This is a genomic window from Aquimarina macrocephali JAMB N27 (genome assembly GCF_000520995.1).
Classification (GTDB): Bacteria; Bacteroidota; Bacteroidia; order Flavobacteriales; family Flavobacteriaceae; genus Aquimarina; species Aquimarina macrocephali.
In genome coordinates, this window is sequence record NZ_JACA01000005.1 from 120,692 (window position 1) to 139,716 (window position 19,025).

15 protein-coding genes are annotated in these 19,025 nt (G+C 32.3%); 5 read left to right on the top strand and 10 right to left on the bottom strand.

Translation table 11 applies throughout. From position 1 onward, the window contains the following. Window positions 1-31 precede the first annotated feature (31 nt). On the bottom strand, window positions 32-1,612 hold the full coding sequence (hutH, locus tag Z054_RS0105690) for a histidine ammonia-lyase (protein WP_024769117.1): 1,581 nt from the start codon (window positions 1,610-1,612) through the stop codon (window positions 32-34). An 80-nt stretch (window positions 1,613-1,692) separates the two neighbouring features. Between hutH and Z054_RS0105695 the strand changes: the two genes are divergently transcribed. After that, entirely contained in the window at window positions 1,693-2,571 is an 879-nt protein-coding gene (locus tag Z054_RS0105695) for a LysR family transcriptional regulator (RefSeq protein WP_024769118.1), read from the top strand. Window positions 2,572-2,621: 50 nt separating this feature from the next. Here the strand turns inward: Z054_RS0105695 and Z054_RS0105700 are convergent, their stop codons facing one another. From Z054_RS0105700 to Z054_RS0105730, 6 genes are all read right to left on the bottom strand, one after another. Then, a complete protein-coding gene (locus tag Z054_RS0105700) occupies window positions 2,622-2,990 on the bottom strand; it encodes a nuclear transport factor 2 family protein (protein WP_024769119.1) in 369 nt (122 codons plus the stop codon). Window positions 2,991-3,086: 96 nt separating this feature from the next. Beyond that, window positions 3,087-4,394: a cryptochrome/photolyase family protein gene (locus Z054_RS0105705; RefSeq protein ID WP_024769120.1), complete on the bottom strand. Its 1,308-nt coding sequence runs from the start codon at window positions 4,392-4,394 to the stop codon at window positions 3,087-3,089. A 3-nt stretch (window positions 4,395-4,397) separates the two neighbouring features. After that, a complete protein-coding gene (locus Z054_RS0105710; RefSeq protein ID WP_024769121.1) occupies window positions 4,398-5,096 on the bottom strand; it encodes an SDR family NAD(P)-dependent oxidoreductase in 699 nt (232 codons plus the stop codon). A gap of 10 nt (window positions 5,097-5,106) precedes the next feature. Further along, window positions 5,107-5,601: an SRPBCC family protein gene (locus Z054_RS0105715; RefSeq protein WP_024769122.1), complete on the bottom strand. Its 495-nt coding sequence runs from the start codon at window positions 5,599-5,601 to the stop codon at window positions 5,107-5,109. Window positions 5,602-5,683: 82 nt separating this feature from the next. Beyond that, on the bottom strand, window positions 5,684-6,040 hold the full coding sequence (locus tag Z054_RS0105720; protein WP_024769123.1) for a hypothetical protein: 357 nt from the start codon (window positions 6,038-6,040) through the stop codon (window positions 5,684-5,686). A 473-nt stretch (window positions 6,041-6,513) separates the two neighbouring features. Continuing rightward, window positions 6,514-7,173, bottom strand: a complete 660-nt coding sequence (locus Z054_RS0105730; protein WP_024769125.1) for an MIP/aquaporin family protein — start codon at window positions 7,171-7,173, stop codon at window positions 6,514-6,516. A gap of 121 nt (window positions 7,174-7,294) precedes the next feature. Here Z054_RS0105730 and Z054_RS0105735 point away from each other — a divergent pair, with 121 nt between their 5' ends. From Z054_RS0105735 to Z054_RS0105755, 4 genes are all read left to right on the top strand, one after another. Continuing rightward, a complete protein-coding gene (locus tag Z054_RS0105735) occupies window positions 7,295-8,137 on the top strand; it encodes a DUF2911 domain-containing protein (protein ID WP_024769126.1) in 843 nt (280 codons plus the stop codon). An 819-nt stretch (window positions 8,138-8,956) separates the two neighbouring features. After that, window positions 8,957-9,841 carry a tail fiber protein gene (locus tag Z054_RS29915; RefSeq protein WP_024769127.1) on the top strand — a complete coding sequence of 295 codons (885 nt, stop codon included), beginning with the start codon at window positions 8,957-8,959 and terminating at the stop codon, window positions 9,839-9,841. 318 nt (window positions 9,842-10,159) lie between these two features. Then, on the top strand, window positions 10,160-10,624 hold the full coding sequence (locus Z054_RS0105750) for a hypothetical protein (protein ID WP_024769128.1): 465 nt from the start codon (window positions 10,160-10,162) through the stop codon (window positions 10,622-10,624). Beyond that, entirely contained in the window at window positions 10,621-13,404 is a 2,784-nt protein-coding gene (locus Z054_RS0105755) for a zinc-dependent metalloprotease (RefSeq protein ID WP_024769129.1), read from the top strand. The genes Z054_RS0105750 and Z054_RS0105755 overlap by 4 nt, the downstream gene beginning before the upstream one ends. A gap of 204 nt (window positions 13,405-13,608) precedes the next feature. Here the strand turns inward: Z054_RS0105755 and Z054_RS0105760 are convergent, their stop codons facing one another. From Z054_RS0105760 to Z054_RS0105770, 3 genes are all read right to left on the bottom strand, one after another. After that, complete coding sequence (locus Z054_RS0105760; RefSeq protein WP_024769130.1) at window positions 13,609-14,589, bottom strand: Gfo/Idh/MocA family protein; 981 nt, start codon at window positions 14,587-14,589, stop codon at window positions 13,609-13,611. After that, window positions 14,589-16,268, bottom strand: a complete 1,680-nt coding sequence (locus Z054_RS0105765) for a sodium:solute symporter (protein ID WP_024769131.1) — start codon at window positions 16,266-16,268, stop codon at window positions 14,589-14,591. Before Z054_RS0105765 ends, Z054_RS0105760 begins: the two co-directional genes overlap by 1 nt. Window positions 16,269-16,481: 213 nt before the next feature. Then, window positions 16,482-18,980: a PIG-L family deacetylase gene (locus Z054_RS0105770; RefSeq protein WP_024769132.1), complete on the bottom strand. Its 2,499-nt coding sequence runs from the start codon at window positions 18,978-18,980 to the stop codon at window positions 16,482-16,484. Window positions 18,981-19,025 lie beyond the last annotated feature (45 nt).

The window sequence follows — 19,025 nt, forward strand, 5'->3', positions numbered from 1 at the left end:
ATCGAGCTAAGGGAACTATTTAATTTTTTGACTAATATTTTTCAAATTCACTAGAAAACTGTGTTTCTAGAGATACCTGTTCTTTTAAGGATACTTGATTAGCAGTAGTAATTATAGTTTTGTTTTGGATGATTTTGATTCCTTTCTCTATATCATCAGCAAATACCCTGTCTTTATCTGCAAAAGATACGGCTTCTCGTACTTTTTTATGGATTTCATCTAGAATGATTCCAGATTTTAAAGGTTTTCTAAATTCGAAAGCCTGAGCTGCAGTTAATAACTCTATGGCTAATATTTTTTCCAGATTTTCAATTACTCTTAATGCTTTTCTACCACCGATCGATCCCATACTTACATGATCTTCCTGCCCCAGAGAAGTAGGAATACTATCGGCACTTGAAGGGAAACATAATCCTTTGTTTTCACTTGCCAGTGCGGCAGTGGTATATTGTAGTATCATATAACCAGAATTGATACCTGTATCTTCCATCAATAATTTAGGAACACCAGGAGAATTACCTTCTAATGAAAGGTAAATTCTTCTATCAGAGATATTACCGAGTTCTGAAGCTGCTAAACATGCATAATCAATAGCCATAGCTAGTGGTTGCCCATGAAAACTACCTCCGCTAATAGTTAGCTCTTCATTTATAATTATAGGATTATCGGTAACTGAGTTTAATTCTACTTCCAGAAGTTCTTTTAAATGTAGCCATGCATTTCTTGATGCACCGTGTACCTGTGGCATGCAACGCAAAGAATAAGGATCCTGAACTCGATCGCAATCAATATGATCTTCCATAATCTCAGAACCTTTTAGTAAAGATTTTATTCTGGAAGCGACATGGATATTTCCTTTATAAGGTCGTAATTGGTGTAATTCTTTAAAAAATGGTTTTACAGAGCCCTGCAATCCTTCGATCATCATTGCTCCAATAATATCAGCTTGCGTAAGACAACTATGTAGTTTTGCTACTACCTGTACCGCATGAGCAGCAATAAATTGGGTTCCGTTTATTAAAGCTAATCCTTCTTTTGGCCCTAAATCAAGTGGTTTTAATCCTGTGATGTCAAATAGCTCTTGGGTAGTAATTACTTTATTTTGATATTCTACTTTCCCCAATCCAAGTAAAGGTAAAAATAGATGAGAGAGTGGAGCTAAGTCTCCAGATGCTCCAACAGACCCCTGGCAGGGAACAATCGGAATAGCATCGTTATTAATATGCCATAGAATTCTATCTAATGTTTTTTCTGCAATACCAGAATATCCTTTTGCCAGAGACTGTATTTTAAGAATTAGCATGAGCTTAGCAATTTCGGTATCTATGGGATCTCCCACACCGACACTATGACTTTGCAAGATGTTGCTTTGCAGGATATTAGTTTCTTCTTTAGATATTTTTGTAGTACAAAGTGGCCCAAATCCAGTATTGATACCATATACAGGTTCTCCTTTTTCTACAATATTTTCTACTACCTGCTGGCTTTTTTTTACTTTATTGCGAGAAGTCTCAGAGATAATTCCGGTGGTTTCTCCACGAGCAATTTGTATTGCCATACCTGCGGTTAGGTAGTCTTCTCCAAATGAAAATTGGTGTGTTGTTGTTGACATATACGTATTTCTATTTTTTTACTAAAATAATACCTATTTTTGATAATTAGAAATACTAATTTGGTCATTAATTAATAACTATGGGTTATCAAATAGAGCTTCGTCATTTTACTTATTTTATGGCGGTAGCCGAGGAGTTACATTTCAGAAAAGCTGCGGATCGATTGTTTATTTCTCAACCAGGATTAAGCAGACAGATTAAACAGATGGAAGAAATAATAGGTGTTGCCCTTTTTGTACGTAGCAAAAGAAAGGTGACGCTAACTGCTGCAGGAGTGTATCTTAAAAAAGAGTTGGATTATATTTTTAATCATATTGATTTTACGATAAGACAAACTCGTTTGATTGATAAAGGAAGTGATGGAGAAATTCGAATAGGTTTTTTAGGTTCGGCAATACAGACTATTATTCCTGCATTGCTGGTAAAGGCTAATGAAGAATATCCTAACATACAATTTAGTTTAGAAGAGATGTCTAATTATCTTCAGGTAGAGGGGATAGTTAAGGATCAACTGGATCTTGGTTTTGTAAGATTAGCCAGAGTACCAGATGGAATAGAAATAAAAACGGTACATACAGATACATTTTCTTTGGTCTTACCTATGAATCATCATTTAAATGAGAAGACGTTTAAGAGTGTAAAACAGGTTGCCGATGAGCATTTTATTTTGTTCTCATCTGATTATAGTTCGGTATATTATGATAAGATAATGAGTATTTGCGAGGATAAAGGATTTTCTCCTATCGTTTCTCATAAATCGGTGCATGCGCAAACCATTTTTAAACTGGTAGAGAGTGGGTTAGGAGTTGCAATTGTTCCTACATCATTACAACAGGGTTTTGATCTGGGGGTTAAGTTTTTAGAGATTCCGAAAATATCTCAAAAAGCAATACTTTCTGTTATTTGGAAAAAAGACAACCGAAATCCGGCACTACAGCAAATCTTGAAGTTTTTATAATAAAAAGTCAGATGCATATTGCATCTGACTTTTCTGTAGTTTATATATATTTACTCGTTTGGCATAGAATAGAAAAACTGCTCTTCGGTAATTTTACCATCATTTACTTGATACACACAAACTTCTTCTATTTGCATACGGCCTTGCTCTTTAAAAGTGCAATCCATTTTCATGGCACAACTAAAATGATTTTCTGCAATTACGGGTTCAGATATTTCTCCACCATGATACTCTTCGACAGAAGCATGCCAATCCTCACTTTTTCGAATAACAGCATCGATACCCGAGGTTACTTCATTTGGCATTCCTGGCATTTCTTTACTTACTATATTTTGATCATACAATTCCTTAAGAGCTTGCATGTTTTCTCCCTGACGACAGAGTTCTACTAAGCGTGTGGCCACTTCTTGTGTGTTCATGGTGTTAAAATTATTGGTTTATAAATGACTTGTGATATGTGTAAAATACAAAAAAAATAGGGTTGGTAATTTTAAAAAAATGTTATAATTTTTAACCTAACCGACGGCTTTCTTATAAATTGTAAGACAACGCTCACGTGCCATTTTATGTTCTACCATAGGTTGTGGATAGGTAAACTCATTACTATCTTTTACCCAGGTATGGATATAGGAAAGTTGTTTGTCGAATTTAGTGATTTGTGTAGTAGGGTTAAAGATTCTGAAATATGGAGCTGCATCAACACCAGAACCGGCTGCCCATTGCCAGTTACCTACATTAGCAGACATATCATAGTCTAATAGTTTTTCTGCAAAATAAGCCTCACCCCATCGCCAGTCGATCAATAAATGTTTACAGAGAAAACTGGCAACTACCATTCGTACACGATTATGCATATATCCTGTTTGATTGAGTTGGCGCATTCCTGCATCTACCAATGGATAACCTGTTTGGCCATCCATCCACTTTTTAAACTCCTGCTCGTTATTTCTCCATTCGATTCTATCATATTTAGGCCTAAAAGAAGAGTCCTTAGTATGTGGATAATGCCATAGGATTTGCATAAAAAACTCTCTCCAGATTAGTTCCGACCAAAAAACCTCATTTTCTTCTGCTATCGCTTTTTTGACAATCGATCGTATCCCGACAGTCCCAAAACGTAGATGAGGTCCTATTTTTGAAGTTCCGTTTTCTTTTGATGGAAAATCTCGGGTAGCCTCATAGTTTTGAATAAGATTTGGTGAGATATCATAATCTGGAACTTTGATAGATGATGCTACGAATCCCATTTCCTGTAATGCTACATTAGGAAGATCAGTATTCTTAACCAAATTATTAAGATATAACTTTGTGGAATGGATTTTTAATTGAACGGGGTCAAATATTTCTTTCCATTTATTTTTGTAGGGTGTGTATACTACATATGGTTTGCTATCTTTTTTTACAATTTCATCTTTTTCAAATATAACCTGATCTTTACGTGTATGTAGCTGAATATTATGGCCCTCTAAGATATTTTTGATTAGAGTATCTCTCTCTTTTGCGTAAGGTTCATAATCATGATTGGTATATACCTGCTGTATTTCGTATTGAGAAATTAGAGTTTCAAAAACTTTTTTAGGAGTACTGTAGTGTATCGATAAAGAACTTTTGTATTTATTTTGAAGCTTTAATCTGATTTTTTGCAGCGTTTCAAAAATAAAGGTTACCCGGGCATCATTTTTTGGCAGATGTTCTAAAATATGTTTGTCAAAAATAAAAATCGGTAAGACCGGATACTTTCCTTTTAGTGCTTCAAGAAATCCTGTATTATCATCTAATCTAAGATCTCTTCTAAACCAGAATACAGTGACCTTCTTTCTCATATATTAATTTACATTAAGAGTAGACATACCTCCATCTACCCCAATAACCTGACCCGTAATCCAGCTGCTATCATCACTTAACAAAAATCGCGCAATATTTGCGATATCTTCTGCTTGCCCGATGCGTTTCATTGGGTGACGATTATCCATGAGTTGTTTCTTTTTTTCGTTACTCAGTAATCCTTTTGCAAGGGGAGTATTTGTTAATGATGGTGCGATAACATTAACTCTAAATTTTGGAGCATATTCTGCCGCTAATGCTTTTGCAAACCCTTCTATTGCACCTTTTGCAGCGGCAATACTTGTATGAAAAGGCATTCCGACTTTTACGGCTACGGTACTAAAAAATACTAAACTTGCTTGCTCCGAATTTTTTAATTTGGGAAGTAAGGTGTGTATGATTTTGACCAGAAACATAAAATTGATCTGCATATCTTCTTCAAATATTTTTGGAGTCAACATTTTGAAAGGCTTGAGATTGATGCTGCCAGGACAATATACAAAACCATCAATTCTTTCGGGAAGGGTAGAAGTATCGATTTCATCCTTCGATGCATCATAAGGAATATGGGTTACTTCTAAATTACCTAGATTTTCTGAAGTTCTGGAGGCAATAAAAATATTATGCTCATTATACAGTTTTAGAGCAATTTCAAAACCAATTCCATGACTTCCACCTATGAGTAGGATATTTTTTCTCATTATTTAAGTTTTAAACAAATATAATTTCATTATCTGCTTTGGTTTCAAATGTTCCAAATAATTCGATTAATTTTTTTTTACGATATTCAAACACTTCTTTTAATCTTGGTTTTACAATAATCGGGTGAACCAATTGTCCTAATATCCCTAAGGGTATTTTATAATCGATAATATCTTCCATTTCAATACCGCCAGGTATTTCTTTTATAAAGTGTTTATGATGCCATAACGAATAGGGACCAAATCTTTGTTCATCTACAAAATATTCTTTGTCCTTAACATGTGTTATTTCGGTTACCCATTTATTTTTAATACCAGCAATTGGAGTAACAATATATTGTATAATTTGACCAGGATACATTTTACGATCAGCGCCTGATAAAACCTCAAATTTCATATATTCTGGTGTTATTGTTTTCAGATTTTTGGGGTCCGAAAGAAATTCCCAAGCTTTTTCTATTGATATAGGAAGGTTTTGTTTCGCTTTTAATGTATATATTTTCATAGGATACGAAATTATACTATCAAAAGTAAGATATTTTTTGTTTAATATAAAATGAATTTTGTTAAACAAAACAATAATGCTATCAAAAAAAGCTTTTTGCCCAGGATTTTGCTTCTTCGAGTGTGTTAAAGAACGCAAAGGATTTCCCATATAAAGGTTGTTCCATAATTGCTTTATCTCTTTCTTTATCATTACTAGATACAATTGCCAACCCTCTCATATTGTTTAATAAGCCTTGTTTGTATATCTCTGGAGAGACTTTATGTTCAAACTTACGATGACTAATCATTACAAAACCTTCTGTTTCATAATGCTTTCTAAGTTTGTCTCTAAGTATTGAAGCTTTATTAAGTGTAAAATGTACATTTTCATTGATAGTAAGTATGACATATTGATCGTATAGATCTATTTTACAAAATTCATTAGAAAAATGCTCCATTGGGGGATATGGGTATTGTTATAAATTGTAAATATATGTTAAAAAGAGTGACTTATGTATAGTATCATACCAAAAAATACAGTTTGCGGTGGTGAAGTAACTGATAATAAAAATTTAAATGTTCTTAGATTTAATTTTGGTATTAATCCAGAATAAATAAATCAATTGCACTAAACCTAGTATCCAATATAATTGATATCTTATTTTGTAGATATCAAAAAACTGAACTTCGGAATCAGAAAATTTGACTATCATAAAAGTGATTGCGGGTATCGTAATCCCAAAAAAGACTATAACAAAGAAGATTGTTGCAAACCCAGTATTTTGTTTAATATTAAATTCTGTCGAGAATTTATATTTTCTATAATTTATATATGATAGTAAAAGAAGAATTATAATATCTATGTATATCCAAAGCATGTTGGTGCGCTAATATTTCGTGCTAAATATAACAATTTTAAACAAAATATCTTTTAACAGTCTGTACAACAGTTGTCTGGCTTTACTAGTTTACAGGTTAATACAGCCAATAGAGCACCTAGAACAGGAGCAATAAAATAAAGCCATTGGTGTTCCCAATGACCAGATAATAAAGCAGGACCTAAGGATCTCGCAGGGTTCATTGACGCATTAGTCATTGGGCCTGCAAACATTGCTTCGAGTAGTACAACTCCTCCAACTGCTATCCCGGCCATAGTACCAGTTTCTTTAGAGCCTGTAGAAACATTTATAATAACTACCATAAGAAAATAAGTAAGTAATGTTTCTAGGACGAATGCTCTTAGATCATCTAGAGCTGGTAGGGTCCCGCCAAGAAATTCGCTTTCGGGAAATAAAAAGAGTAGAGTACTACTGGCTATTATTGCACCAATACATTGAGCAATTATATATTTTGGTACTTCTTTCCATTCAAATTTTTTGGCATATGCAAATGCAATGGTAACCGCTGGATTAAAGTGAGCTCCGGATATTTCTCCAAAAGCATAAATCATTGCCATTACAATAAGTCCCCAGGTAATTGCAACTCCTACATGAGTGACATCTCCACCAGTTACTTCATTAATAGTCATAGCACCGGTACCACAAAATACCATACTAAAAGTCCCTATACTTTCAGAAATATATTTTCTCATTACTTTTTTAAAATGATCACAAATATACTATTACTTATTTTAAGTTTTTGTTAACCTTTAATGTATGTTGTAATCCTTATTTTCGTCATTAAGTAAAACAAACTAAACTAAACTAACTACAATGAAAAAGATCATCTTATTTCTTTCTATGGCTTTATTCTCTTTAGGAATTGAAGCTCAGGTAAAAGCACCACAACCAAGTCCTTCTTCTAAAATAGAGCAGGTTATTGGATTGACAGACGTTTCTGTTGAATATTCACGTCCTAGTATGCGAGGAAGAGCCATTTTTGGAAATTTAGTGCCTTATGACAAGTTATGGAGAACAGGGGCTAATGCAAATACAAAAATAACATTTAGTGATGATGTAAAAATTGCAGGTAAAGAGTTGAAAAAAGGGACTTATGCAATTTTTACAAAACCAGGTAAAGAAAATTGGGAAGTAATTTTTTACAGTGATGCAAGCAATTGGGGGACTCCACAAAAATGGGATGATACCAAAGTAGCAGCTACAGCAACTGTAAAATCTAGTACTATACCTATGAATGTAGAAACATTTACAATCATGTTTAGTGATTTTAAAATGGATTCTGCAGTTATGAATTTTATTTGGGCAAATACAGAAGCAGCGGTTACTATAGAAACTCCTGCAAAAGCACAAACGGTTGCCAGTATCGAAAAAACTATGGCTGGTCCAACGGATAGAGATCACTATCTGGCAGCTACTTTTTATAAAGATTCTGGAGATTTTGCTAAAGCGAAAGAGCATATTGATAAAGCAGTTTCACTACGTAAAGAGCCTGCTTTTTGGTATCATAGACAACAATCTTTGATTTATTCTCTATCTGGAGATAAGGATGGGGCAATAAAAGCAGCAAAAACTTCGTTAGAGTTAGCAGAGAAGGCAAAAAATGCCGACTACGTTAAAATGAATAAAGATTCCCTTGCAGAGTGGGGAGCCAAATAAACACTCTTTTTCACACACAAATCATAAAAAGCGTTCCATTAGGAACGCTTTTTTGTTTTCTAATCTTCTTCTTCTAAAAAGAAAATATCTTCGACAGGTTTTTTGAAAAGCCTGGCAATTTTTAAAACCAAAACTGTTGATGTTACATATTTATCCTTTTCCATAGCATTAATCGGTTTGCCTTATACTCAAATCCAACGCTTATATGGTATAGATCAACAAGAAAAAGAGCGAGATAGCAATTATGAAGTATAGAAAAAATATCGCAATAGGTATATACAACACTTATTTTAAATGTTGTGGAAATGGTTGAAATTACAAAACTTTCAAGTGCTTCGTAAAATTTCTACTGGAAAAGCAATTGCATATTCCTTAAAACTATGGACTAAGCTTAAAAATTACACCCTATAGATGGGTGTTATCAGATTGACAGTAATTTGATAGAAAACATAATAAGATCTTTAGCTCTATGAAGAAAGAACTATTTGTTTTCGGAGTCTCATAAGGCAGTTCAGAAATCAGCAATGTTCTATTCTTTTTTTGCTACTTGTAAAATTAATAACATAAATCCCTACTTTTTTAAGGATATATTGGAGAAAATACCAGAGCATAAAACATATAATCTATTTGTTTTATGTAAAGATATATGGAAATAATTTATACTTTTCTCAATTAGTTGTATAATTCTTCATGAAAAAAAATATCTTCGTTATTAAAATCAATCAAAAAAGCATCAAACTGTAAGTAACATTTTCAATAACTAAGACATAAACATTAAATTAAGTATCATAAATATAAATTAGAAAATAAAACCGAGAAATGAAAAAAACAGTAATATCGATTATACTATTTGGAATTACTTTAGGACTTAATGCACAAATCACTGAATTATCTAATGGTAATGTTGGAATTGGTACAGTTACTCCCGATCAGACTCTTGTTGTTAATGGAAGAATCTCTTTTGATTATGGAGACGGTAAGTCTTACAATGGATTTCGAAGAGATGGTTCTAAAACAGAATATTATAATATAATAACAGGAGGAACTAGCGTTATTCATGAATTTACAGGTTCAAATGGAGCTCTTATGTCTTTAAAGAATGATGGAAAAATAGGAATTGGAACGACTAACCCTAATGATAAACTACATGTAAATGGGGATACTACTTTAAATATATATCATGGAACTACACAGGGGCATTTAAATTTTAGACAAGGCCAACCAGTAACAGATGTTGCTATAGTAACTGCTCAACATGGGTTTGCTACATATAATGGTCTTAGAATTAATGGAACAAATGGAGTATCTATTGGAACTAATAATGGGGTAGAAAGGCTAAGAGTTGATAGTGCTGGTAATGTAGGGATAGGAACAACCAGTCCTGATATGAAGTTGACGGTAAAAGGAAACATCCATGCAGAAGAGGTGCTAATCGACTTAAACGTACCTGCTCCTGATTATGTTTTTAAAAAGGATTATAATTTGAGAAGTATTGAGGAAGTGGAGAAATTTATTATAGAAAATAGTCATTTACCAGAAATACCATCTGCAAAGGAATTTGAACAAAATGGAGTGATGCAAGCAGAAATGGATATGAATCTTCTTAAAAAAATTGAAGAATTAACGCTTTATACAATCCAACAACAAAAAGAAATTGAAGAATTAAAATCCCTTGTTAAGAAACTACTTAAATCAAAAGAATAAAGGGTTTATGACTATTCAAGTAAGCTACAAAAATGATGTAATCTTGCTTTGATAATAATCTCAATTTTATATAACGAATTGATACTTCAAGAAAGATGAATTAATAACTTAATATGTTTAACACCTCAGTTTCTAATTATTTAAGAATGCATAAAATCGGGATTGGTTTTGATTTAATAGCTAAGATTTCCTTATTCTTAATTCTTGCAATAAGTCAATTTTAGCTCTTACAGGAAAATCAATATCAGACTAAACTAATAGGGAGATAGGAAGTTTTTAGCAAATGAATCATTATGTTTTAAATAAAAGCTTTAATAAATGGATATAATTGTTGTAAATATTTTAAAGAAAATTCATTTTAGAATAGTTGCTTTACTGTTTGTTTTTCTATTGTCAAATAGTAGCTTATTTTCACAAAATATTTTGGGAACTTTACAAGGAAGTTGGGAGCTAATTGAATCATCTCGTTCTACAATCTGTAGGCTTTATATTTCTAATAAAACAAATCCTAAAGTAAATGAGCAAAATTGCCAGATTCGATTGATAGAAAATAAATTCTTTCTTTATCAAAATTCTAAAGAAATAGATTCTGGGAATTTTGATACGGAACATAATTATGATGATGTATATGTTATTCGTTTTCATTCACTATTAACCGATGAGTTTTTAAAAACCTTTAATTCTAATGAATTATTATTGTTTATTAACAGTGATAAAGAACTGTTGTTAATTGAGAATAGCCATCCTAATATTCAAACTTTTGTTTTAAGAAAAATTATATGAAAAAAATAATCTTATTCTTAGTTGTTCTAGTTGTATCATCAAGTATACATAGTCAAGAATGTGGTACAGATGCATATAATGAACAATTGAAAAAATTATACCCTGAAAAATATAAAAAATCTCTTGAAGAATTTAAATCCTTCAAGAACAAAAGTACTGAGTTATCAATGCCAACAACTCCAATTAGGATACCTGTAGTTTTTCATGTAATTCATCATGGAGAGTCTATAGGTACTGGGTCAAATATTTCTGAAACCAAAATTAATGAACAATTGGCAATATTAAATGCTTCGTTTGGTGATCCTTTGAGTACTCATGAAGCTGGTTTTGGAACACCTACAAATGCAAAATTTGAATTTTGTAGAGTTCAAACATCTCCTTTTGGAAGTCCAACAAATGGAATTACTAGAAAGTATGGCCCGGATTATTATCTATTAGACAGTGAATTCTCCGAGGACTTAAATATTAAAAGTAATTATTGGAATCCAAATATTTATTTAAATATTTGGATAACGGATATAAGACCTGCATCAGATGTTACTAATGTAACATTTGGGGGCTATTCAAATTTTCCACATCATTTTTCATCCCGAAGAGATGGGATAGTATTAAATTATAGATTTGTTGGTGGAAACATGTATGATAATGGTACAACGTTAACTCATGAGGTTGGGCATTGGTTAGGTCTTTATCATATTTTTTTACCTGGTTCATGTAGATTAGAAAATACTGATGGTTACCCATGTGATGGTGAGTATGGTGATGGAATTTGTGATACTCCCCCATTAGATGAGTCTGCAAGAAATGTTAATATTAATAATGTATCTTTTTTAAGAAATTCATGTGAAAATGGTAATTATGTATTGCCAAGATATGTATCACCAAGAAATTTTATGGATTATTATAGCAATAGTACTTTTTTTACTGAGCTTCAAGTTAAAAAGATGCATGAAGTTTCAAGTTTTTATCGACCGTTATTATATGATAACCCAAATTTAAATGCTAGCTGTGGCTTTAATACTGGTGGAGGAACATCGAATGGATGTAATAATAATAGTAATGATAATATACCAGTTCAAACCATTTATGCACCACATCAATTGGATATAAATGTCAATGATAATCTTTTTGGGGGGAGGATAGAAGTGAATAATAAATGGTTGGTTGCTATTGATGCAAAAGAAAATTTGTTATTGATATATGATAGAGAAGGATGTGCTTACAATCTAAAACAAAATTTCAGTATTGATTTTTACTGGGGAATAACAGCTAATGAAGGATTAGTGCTTAATGATAATGAGATAATTGTATCTTCTTGGAAAAATGATATAGTTTATGTTTATAATTATAATGTAGTAAATGATCAATGGTATTTAAAGCAAACAATTCAAAATAGTACATCAACGAGTAAAGTAGGGTATGATATTTTTGTGTTGAATGACTTTTTGTTTATAACGGAAGCAGCTGATGGCAATAATATCTTAAGAATATATGTAAAAGGAAGTAATGGTAGTTATCAGTTTCATCAAAATCTATCTATTTCTGGGTATAGTATACCAGCCACTTTTGGGTACTATACAATTTTAAATTATTCAAAAATTAAAAGAAATGGTTATGATTCGAATGAAATTTTCTTTCCATTAACTAATAAATTATTTGGTGTTTTAGAATTAAACAATAGTAATCAATGGTATTTGTCTCAAACAATACAGACTGATTTTATTCCTTCAGATGAAGGTGTAGTGACCTCAGAACTATCTAATAAGTACCTTTATATATTAACATCTAAACGAATAGAACCTCGCTCGGGATTCTATAATATGTATCTTTATTCAATACCAATTCAACCAGATAATATAAAAGCATCACTCACAGGAAATATATCATATAAAAAGCAATTTTTAAAGACATTTAGCTATAATAACCACATTAGAGAATTAAAAGTTTTTGATGATCAGTTTTTTATTTTTGGTCCTGGTGAATATGGAGATAATAACTATTTATTCTATAGTAATAAAAAGTATGGACAAAACTCTTCTTTCCCCGAATGGGAGGATAAAAACCTTAATTTAGAATGTCCTAATGTAAATGACGAGTCTGATTATGAGATTTTTGGAAATCTGTTGTACTCAGGTTTAGGATATGATAAGAAAATTAATATATATAACATAAATGATATTTTATCGGCGAAGGGATATAGTGATAGCTATATTTATAATTCAGCATTTTATAAAGAAAATACTTGTTTTGTTCCTAAATTGAAGACAACAGATTATGCTAATGATGTTGTTTTTGGAGAAGATTGTAACATTACGTTTGATGGAGTAGAGAGGAATATTTATGCAGGAAATTCTGTAGTTTTAAAACCAGGGACTAAAATCAAATCAGGTTCGAAGGTGCTATTTAAGGTAGAGGATCAAGCTTGTAATTCGATCTTATATTCAAAGAACAAGAGTAATGTTTTTATTGAACAAGATGGTAAAGGATTGAGATTGATAAATGAAGAAAATAATCAAGATGGAATATACTCGCCATCACTTAAAGTATATCCAATACCTTCTAATAATGGTTACCTATATATTAGATCAAAACATAATAATATTCAAAATATAGTTATCTATAATTTGCTTGGGAAATTAGATCTATCATCAAATGAACTAAATTTCAAAAATGCTAAAGAAATTGATATTAACCTTAGTAGATACCCTAAAGGTATTTATTTCGTAAAGATTTTGATGATTAATAATAATGAAGTTATTAAAAGAATTTTAATAGAATAAGAGTACAGAATCACTAACTACTTAGTTTTATGATAATAGAACGCATTTTCATTTAGTCTATTAGTTTGTAACCTTGTATAGGAAAGCGTATATAGAGTTACAAACTATTGGGGTGCTATTCCAATCTAGAATCATAATTATGCAAGTGAACAAAACCCCTGTATGTCAATCCTTGTTGAATTCAAAATAAAATCTTAACTACAACTAGTCATAATGTAATTTGATTTTTTCTCTAACCGTATCTAAGAGGTTGATTAATTGAAGACTTTTTTCGAAACTCATGACTGTACTTTCTTTATGGTTTTGAAGCAACATTTCCTGTACATGAATGGCTTCATAATTATAACCATTTGTAGTAACCTTAAATTCTATACGTTCTGATTTTCCTTCTTTTAGGATGGTTATAGAAGAAGGTTCGTGAAAACGACTATTGATGATGATGGTTCCTTTTTCGAATTCTAGAGTAGCGGTTGTATCGGTTTCTTTGGTAACAGCACTAAATAGTGAGGCTGTAGCTCCATTTTTATATTGAAGCTGAATACTACAATCTTCATCAACTCCTGTTTTTCCTATGGTAGCCTGAGCATTAATTTCTTCTGGGTACCCTAAAATACTTAATGCAGCAAATAATGGGTATATTCCTACATCGAGCAGACTTCCTCCTCCAAGTTTTTTATTGAATACCCTTCCTTCGGGATCGAAAGAAGTGGTGAAGCCAAAATCAGCTTTTAGCATTTTTACTTTTCCAAGCTCATTGGATGTAACAACATCTAAAACATATGTATAATGCGGAAGAAAATACGTCCAAAGTGCTTCCATTAAAAATACGTTATTCTTTTTTGCCGCCGTAATCATTTCTTCAACTTGAGCAGTATTCATAGCAAACGGTTTTTCACATAAAACCGCTTTTTTATTAGCTAGACACATCAAAGTGTTTTCATAATGAAAAACATGAGGGGTTGCAATATATATGACATCAATATTGGGATCTATGCTTAACGCTTCATAGTTTTCATAACAGGTAGAGGTTTGGTATTTCTTCCCAAAATCCTGAGCTTTTTTTAGATCTCTACTTGCAACGGCGTATAGTATTGCATTAGGAACTGCTTTTAGATCATTAGCAAACTTATGTGCTATTTTACCACAACCAATAATTCCCCATTTTATACTTCTTTTAAGATGCATTAGGCTGTAATTTTAGGTTTTGACCCCAAAAATGGTTGTATGATAATTGCTATTGTCATTACTAATGCACACCCGAATAGGTTGAGCCATAAGTAAGGCATCCAGTCATAATACCAACCAATAATCACAATTACCTGGGTGATAAGTGCTGCAACAAAGGTGGCATTACTATGCACAAATTTGATAAAGAAAGCTAATAAGAATATCCCTAGCACATTTCCGTAAAATATTGAACCAATAATATTTACCAATTGAATAAGATTATCGAATAAATTAGCAAAGCATGCCACTATGATAGCTAAAATACCCCAACCAAGAGTAAAAAATTTGGAAGCGGATACATAATGTTGATCACTTTTTTCTTCAGCCACATTTCGTTTGTATAAATCAATAGCGGTAGTAGAAGCTAAGGCATTTAATTCTGAAGCTGTAGAAGACATGGCAGCAGATAGGATAACAGCAAGAAGCAGACCGATAAGCCCCCTTGGCAGATTGTTTAAAATAAAATGGATAAATACATAGTCTTTATCATTTGTCTCTACTGTTATATCTGCCTTTTTGATTAATGCTTTAGCAGCTTCACGGATTTCTTTTTCATTTTTGTTTAGCTCCTGAATTAAATTTTTATTATCTGATTTTTGTTCTGCCAGATAGCCTTTAATTACAGCATCTTTTGAGCTATGAATTTCGGCAAGTTTGTTTTCTAGTTCTGTATATTGTTCTGCATATTCTGTATTAAGTATAGCTTCTTTTCCTTTTGGATTGAAATTTAAAGGAGAGGCATTAAATTGGTAAAAAACAAATACCATAACTCCAACTAAGAGAATAAAAAACTGCATGGGTACTTTGAGCAATCCATTAAACAAAAGCCCTAGCTGACTTTCTTTTATAGATTTACCAGTTAAATACCGTTGTACCTGACTTTGATCTGTACCAAAGTAGGAGAGGGCCAGAAATGTTCCTCCGATAATTCCACTCCAAAATGTATAACGGTTATCAAAATCAAATGAAAAATCAAGAACTTCCATCTTTCCACTAGCCCCTGCGATATCCAATGCTTTAGAAAATGTAATGCCTTCTGGAAGGTAGCTTATTATAATAAAAAAGGCTACCAGCATACCGATAAAAATAATACCCATCTGTTGCTTCTGGGTAATATTAACAGCTTTTGTTCCTCCAGAAACAGTATATATGATCACAAGTATACCTATGATGATATTTAAGGTTACTAAATCCCAACCTAGTACAGATGATAATATTATAGCTGGTGCAAAAATAGTTATACCTGCAGCTAACCCTCTTTGAACCAAAAATAGGATAGCTGTTAAGCTTCTGGTTTTGAGATCGAATCGGCTTTCGAGATATTCATATGCTGTGTAGACATTTAGCTTATGATACATTGGTATAAAAACCATACAAATGACAACCATGGCAATAGGTACCCCAAAATAAAATTGTACAAATCCCATTCCGTCATGAAAAGCTTGTCCCGGTGCAGAAAGAAAAGTAATAGCACTTGCTTGTGTTGCCATTACCGATAGGCCAATAGTCCACCAATGTGCATCATTGCCTCCTCGTATATAATCTTTAACATTTTTACTGCCTTTGGTTTTCCAGGCACCATATAGTACTATAAATAGTAAGGTTCCTAGTAGTACGATCCAATCTATGGTTTGCATAAGTTGATTGATTAAATTAGTTTATTGATTGATGATTGAGGTTGTTCTTTTTAAAAGAATTATGAATAAGAATTAGTGATAAAATAGAATAGTAGTATATAAACTGCATTAGCGATTAATACTGCACTATATAATTTTTTCCACTCTCTTTTTTCGTTTTTCTCTTCCATATTAAAAATTGTTAGATTATATTTTGTAGTATATTCTGGGTATTTATTTTCCTAATGATAGCATATTGGCAAAAAGACGATATGCACCTGATACTCCCGCCGGAAACTCTCTAAAAAAGCTAAGTCCGGTATATATATAATGTCCTTCACCATATTTAGCTATTAGTAAAGGCCCCTTTTTTTCAGACTCTCCTTTATCATTAGCCGCTAAAATAGGGGTATACTCTTTTGACCATTCTTTTGGGAAATATAATCCTCTTTCCTGTACCCATCCTTTAAAATCATTGGCAGTGATTTTATTGGGTGAATTTAATACCTGATGTTCTGGTGCTAAAAAGGTGATTTTTGCATTTTCATCGGTTACCCGATCTCTAGATAGCTTAAGAGGATAAGGACCTAAGTTATCAGTTACTTTTAATCTATGACTGGTATTATATTGAATGATAAGGTTTCCTCCATTTTTTACATACTCTAATAAATACTGTTGTTTAAATTTTAACTGCTCTACAGTATTATATGCTCTGATTCCTACTACAATAGCATCAAAAGATTGTAAACTTTCTGTAGAAATAGATTCTGGATCAATTGTAGTTACTTGGTAACCTATTTGTTGTAAGCTTTCTGGCACTACATCTCCTGCTCCTTCTATGTACCCTATATTTTGCCCTTTCTTTTTAATATCCAAGCGCACAACTTTAGTCTCAGATGGTAATACTACAGTTTGATATGGGATATGGTCGTAATCAATAGTAACGACCTCTTTAGAGTATAAGGTCCCGTTAATTTCTATCTTGGGTGAAATGTAACCTTCACTTTGAGTCTGGGGTGATGTAAGAGTAAAAGTGATTGTTTTTTCTTCTCCTTTTTGAGAGAGATTAAAATTAATTGCTGCTGGAGTCACCTGCCAACCTTCTGGATGTGCAAGAGTAACTTTTCCATTTAAGTTCGCTTTTCCGGCTTTTATAGTAACAGGAATTTGTTTTGATGCACCATTAGCGTAGATAATTACTTTATCCTTGATACTTGTAGAAATAGTAGGGATGACCTCAAATGGTTTATATACTTCTCCTTTAACAGGATCATTTGTTTTGTATACAACATCTTTAGAAAAAGGAATTGATACTCCATTGATCGTTACTGTGAACAAAGCTTTGATTTTATGATCTGTTTCTGGTTTTCCTATTAGTTTTTGGTCACTAACATTATACATTCCCAATGTACCTTTGTTGGTAAGCCAATAGGGATTAGTGAAATCAAAATTAGTTGGAATATTACCTTTAAATTCGAAGTTATTTCGGATATTATTTTTTAATACTTTTTCAGAAATATCATTAATATTAACAGCAGCAATTTTGATAGATTGCAAAGTCATAGTATTTGCACTTCTATTAATTGCTTCTACTTTTAGCGTAATTTCACTCCCTTTAGTAGTATTTGCTTCTGTTGCAACAGCTTCTAAATACAAGCCCGAAGCAGCAGCAATAATTTCCTGGATCTCTTTGGTCTTAATTGCTTTCCAATGGTTATTTTCTAATTGTTGAATTAGTTGATATGCTTTTACCAATTGTGGAATAATAGCAGAGGGATTTTTAAAGTCAAAATCTTTTTCTACCTGATATAAAATATCACCAATAGCTTTTCCTCCTTTAACACGATTCCATGAAGTGTCAATTCCTTCAAAAATATTCGTTTTATCTTTTGGCAATTCCCCTTTGATGAGTTCTATGTATTCGCTTTGTTGTCCACGACTACCAGTACTACCAAATCCTTGAGATTTGTGTTGGCTACGACTTAACGAAGCTATTTCGCTATTAGAAAGTCCTAGAGAAGGATAATATATTCCTGTGTCAAACTCTAATAATTTACTTTTATCTGCTTTTTCGAAATTTTCTCGACTACCATAAAACCACCATGAAGTATTGAAGAATAATCTTTTTGGTTGCCAGGTTTCTGTATAATTAAGCTGATCGGGATAAACAGTTTTATCTCCCGTTAAATCAAAAGCTTCTACACTTAGCATAGCCGAAGAAGTATGATGGCCATGAGTACTACCAGGAGTTCTGTGATTAAAACGGTTAATAATTACATCTGGTCTAAATTTTCGTATTGCCCAAACTACATCGCTTAATACTTCTTTTTTATCCCAGATAGAAAGGGTTTCGTCGGGATGCTTAGAATATCCAAAATCATTAGCACGTGTAAATAATTGTTCTCCTCCATCTGTTCTACGAGCCGCTAATAACTCTTGAGTTCTAATTACCCCTAATAATTCTCTAATCTCTGGGCCTATTAAATTTTGCCCACCATCTCCTCGGGTAAGAGATAAATAAGCTGTTCTTGCTTTTACCTGATTAGACATATAAGATATAAGTCGTGTATTTTCATCATCAGGATGTGCTGCAACATATAATACAGATCCTAAAAAATTAAGTTTTTTTATAGCTTGATGAATTTCTGCTGCATTGGGTTTATTAGGTTGTTGTCCTTGTATAATATATGGGAATAGTATACCAATACAGGCTATAAAAAATAATTTTCGCATAATTTCTTGGTGCAATTTTTAGTTGAATTTCTCCAAATATAAAAA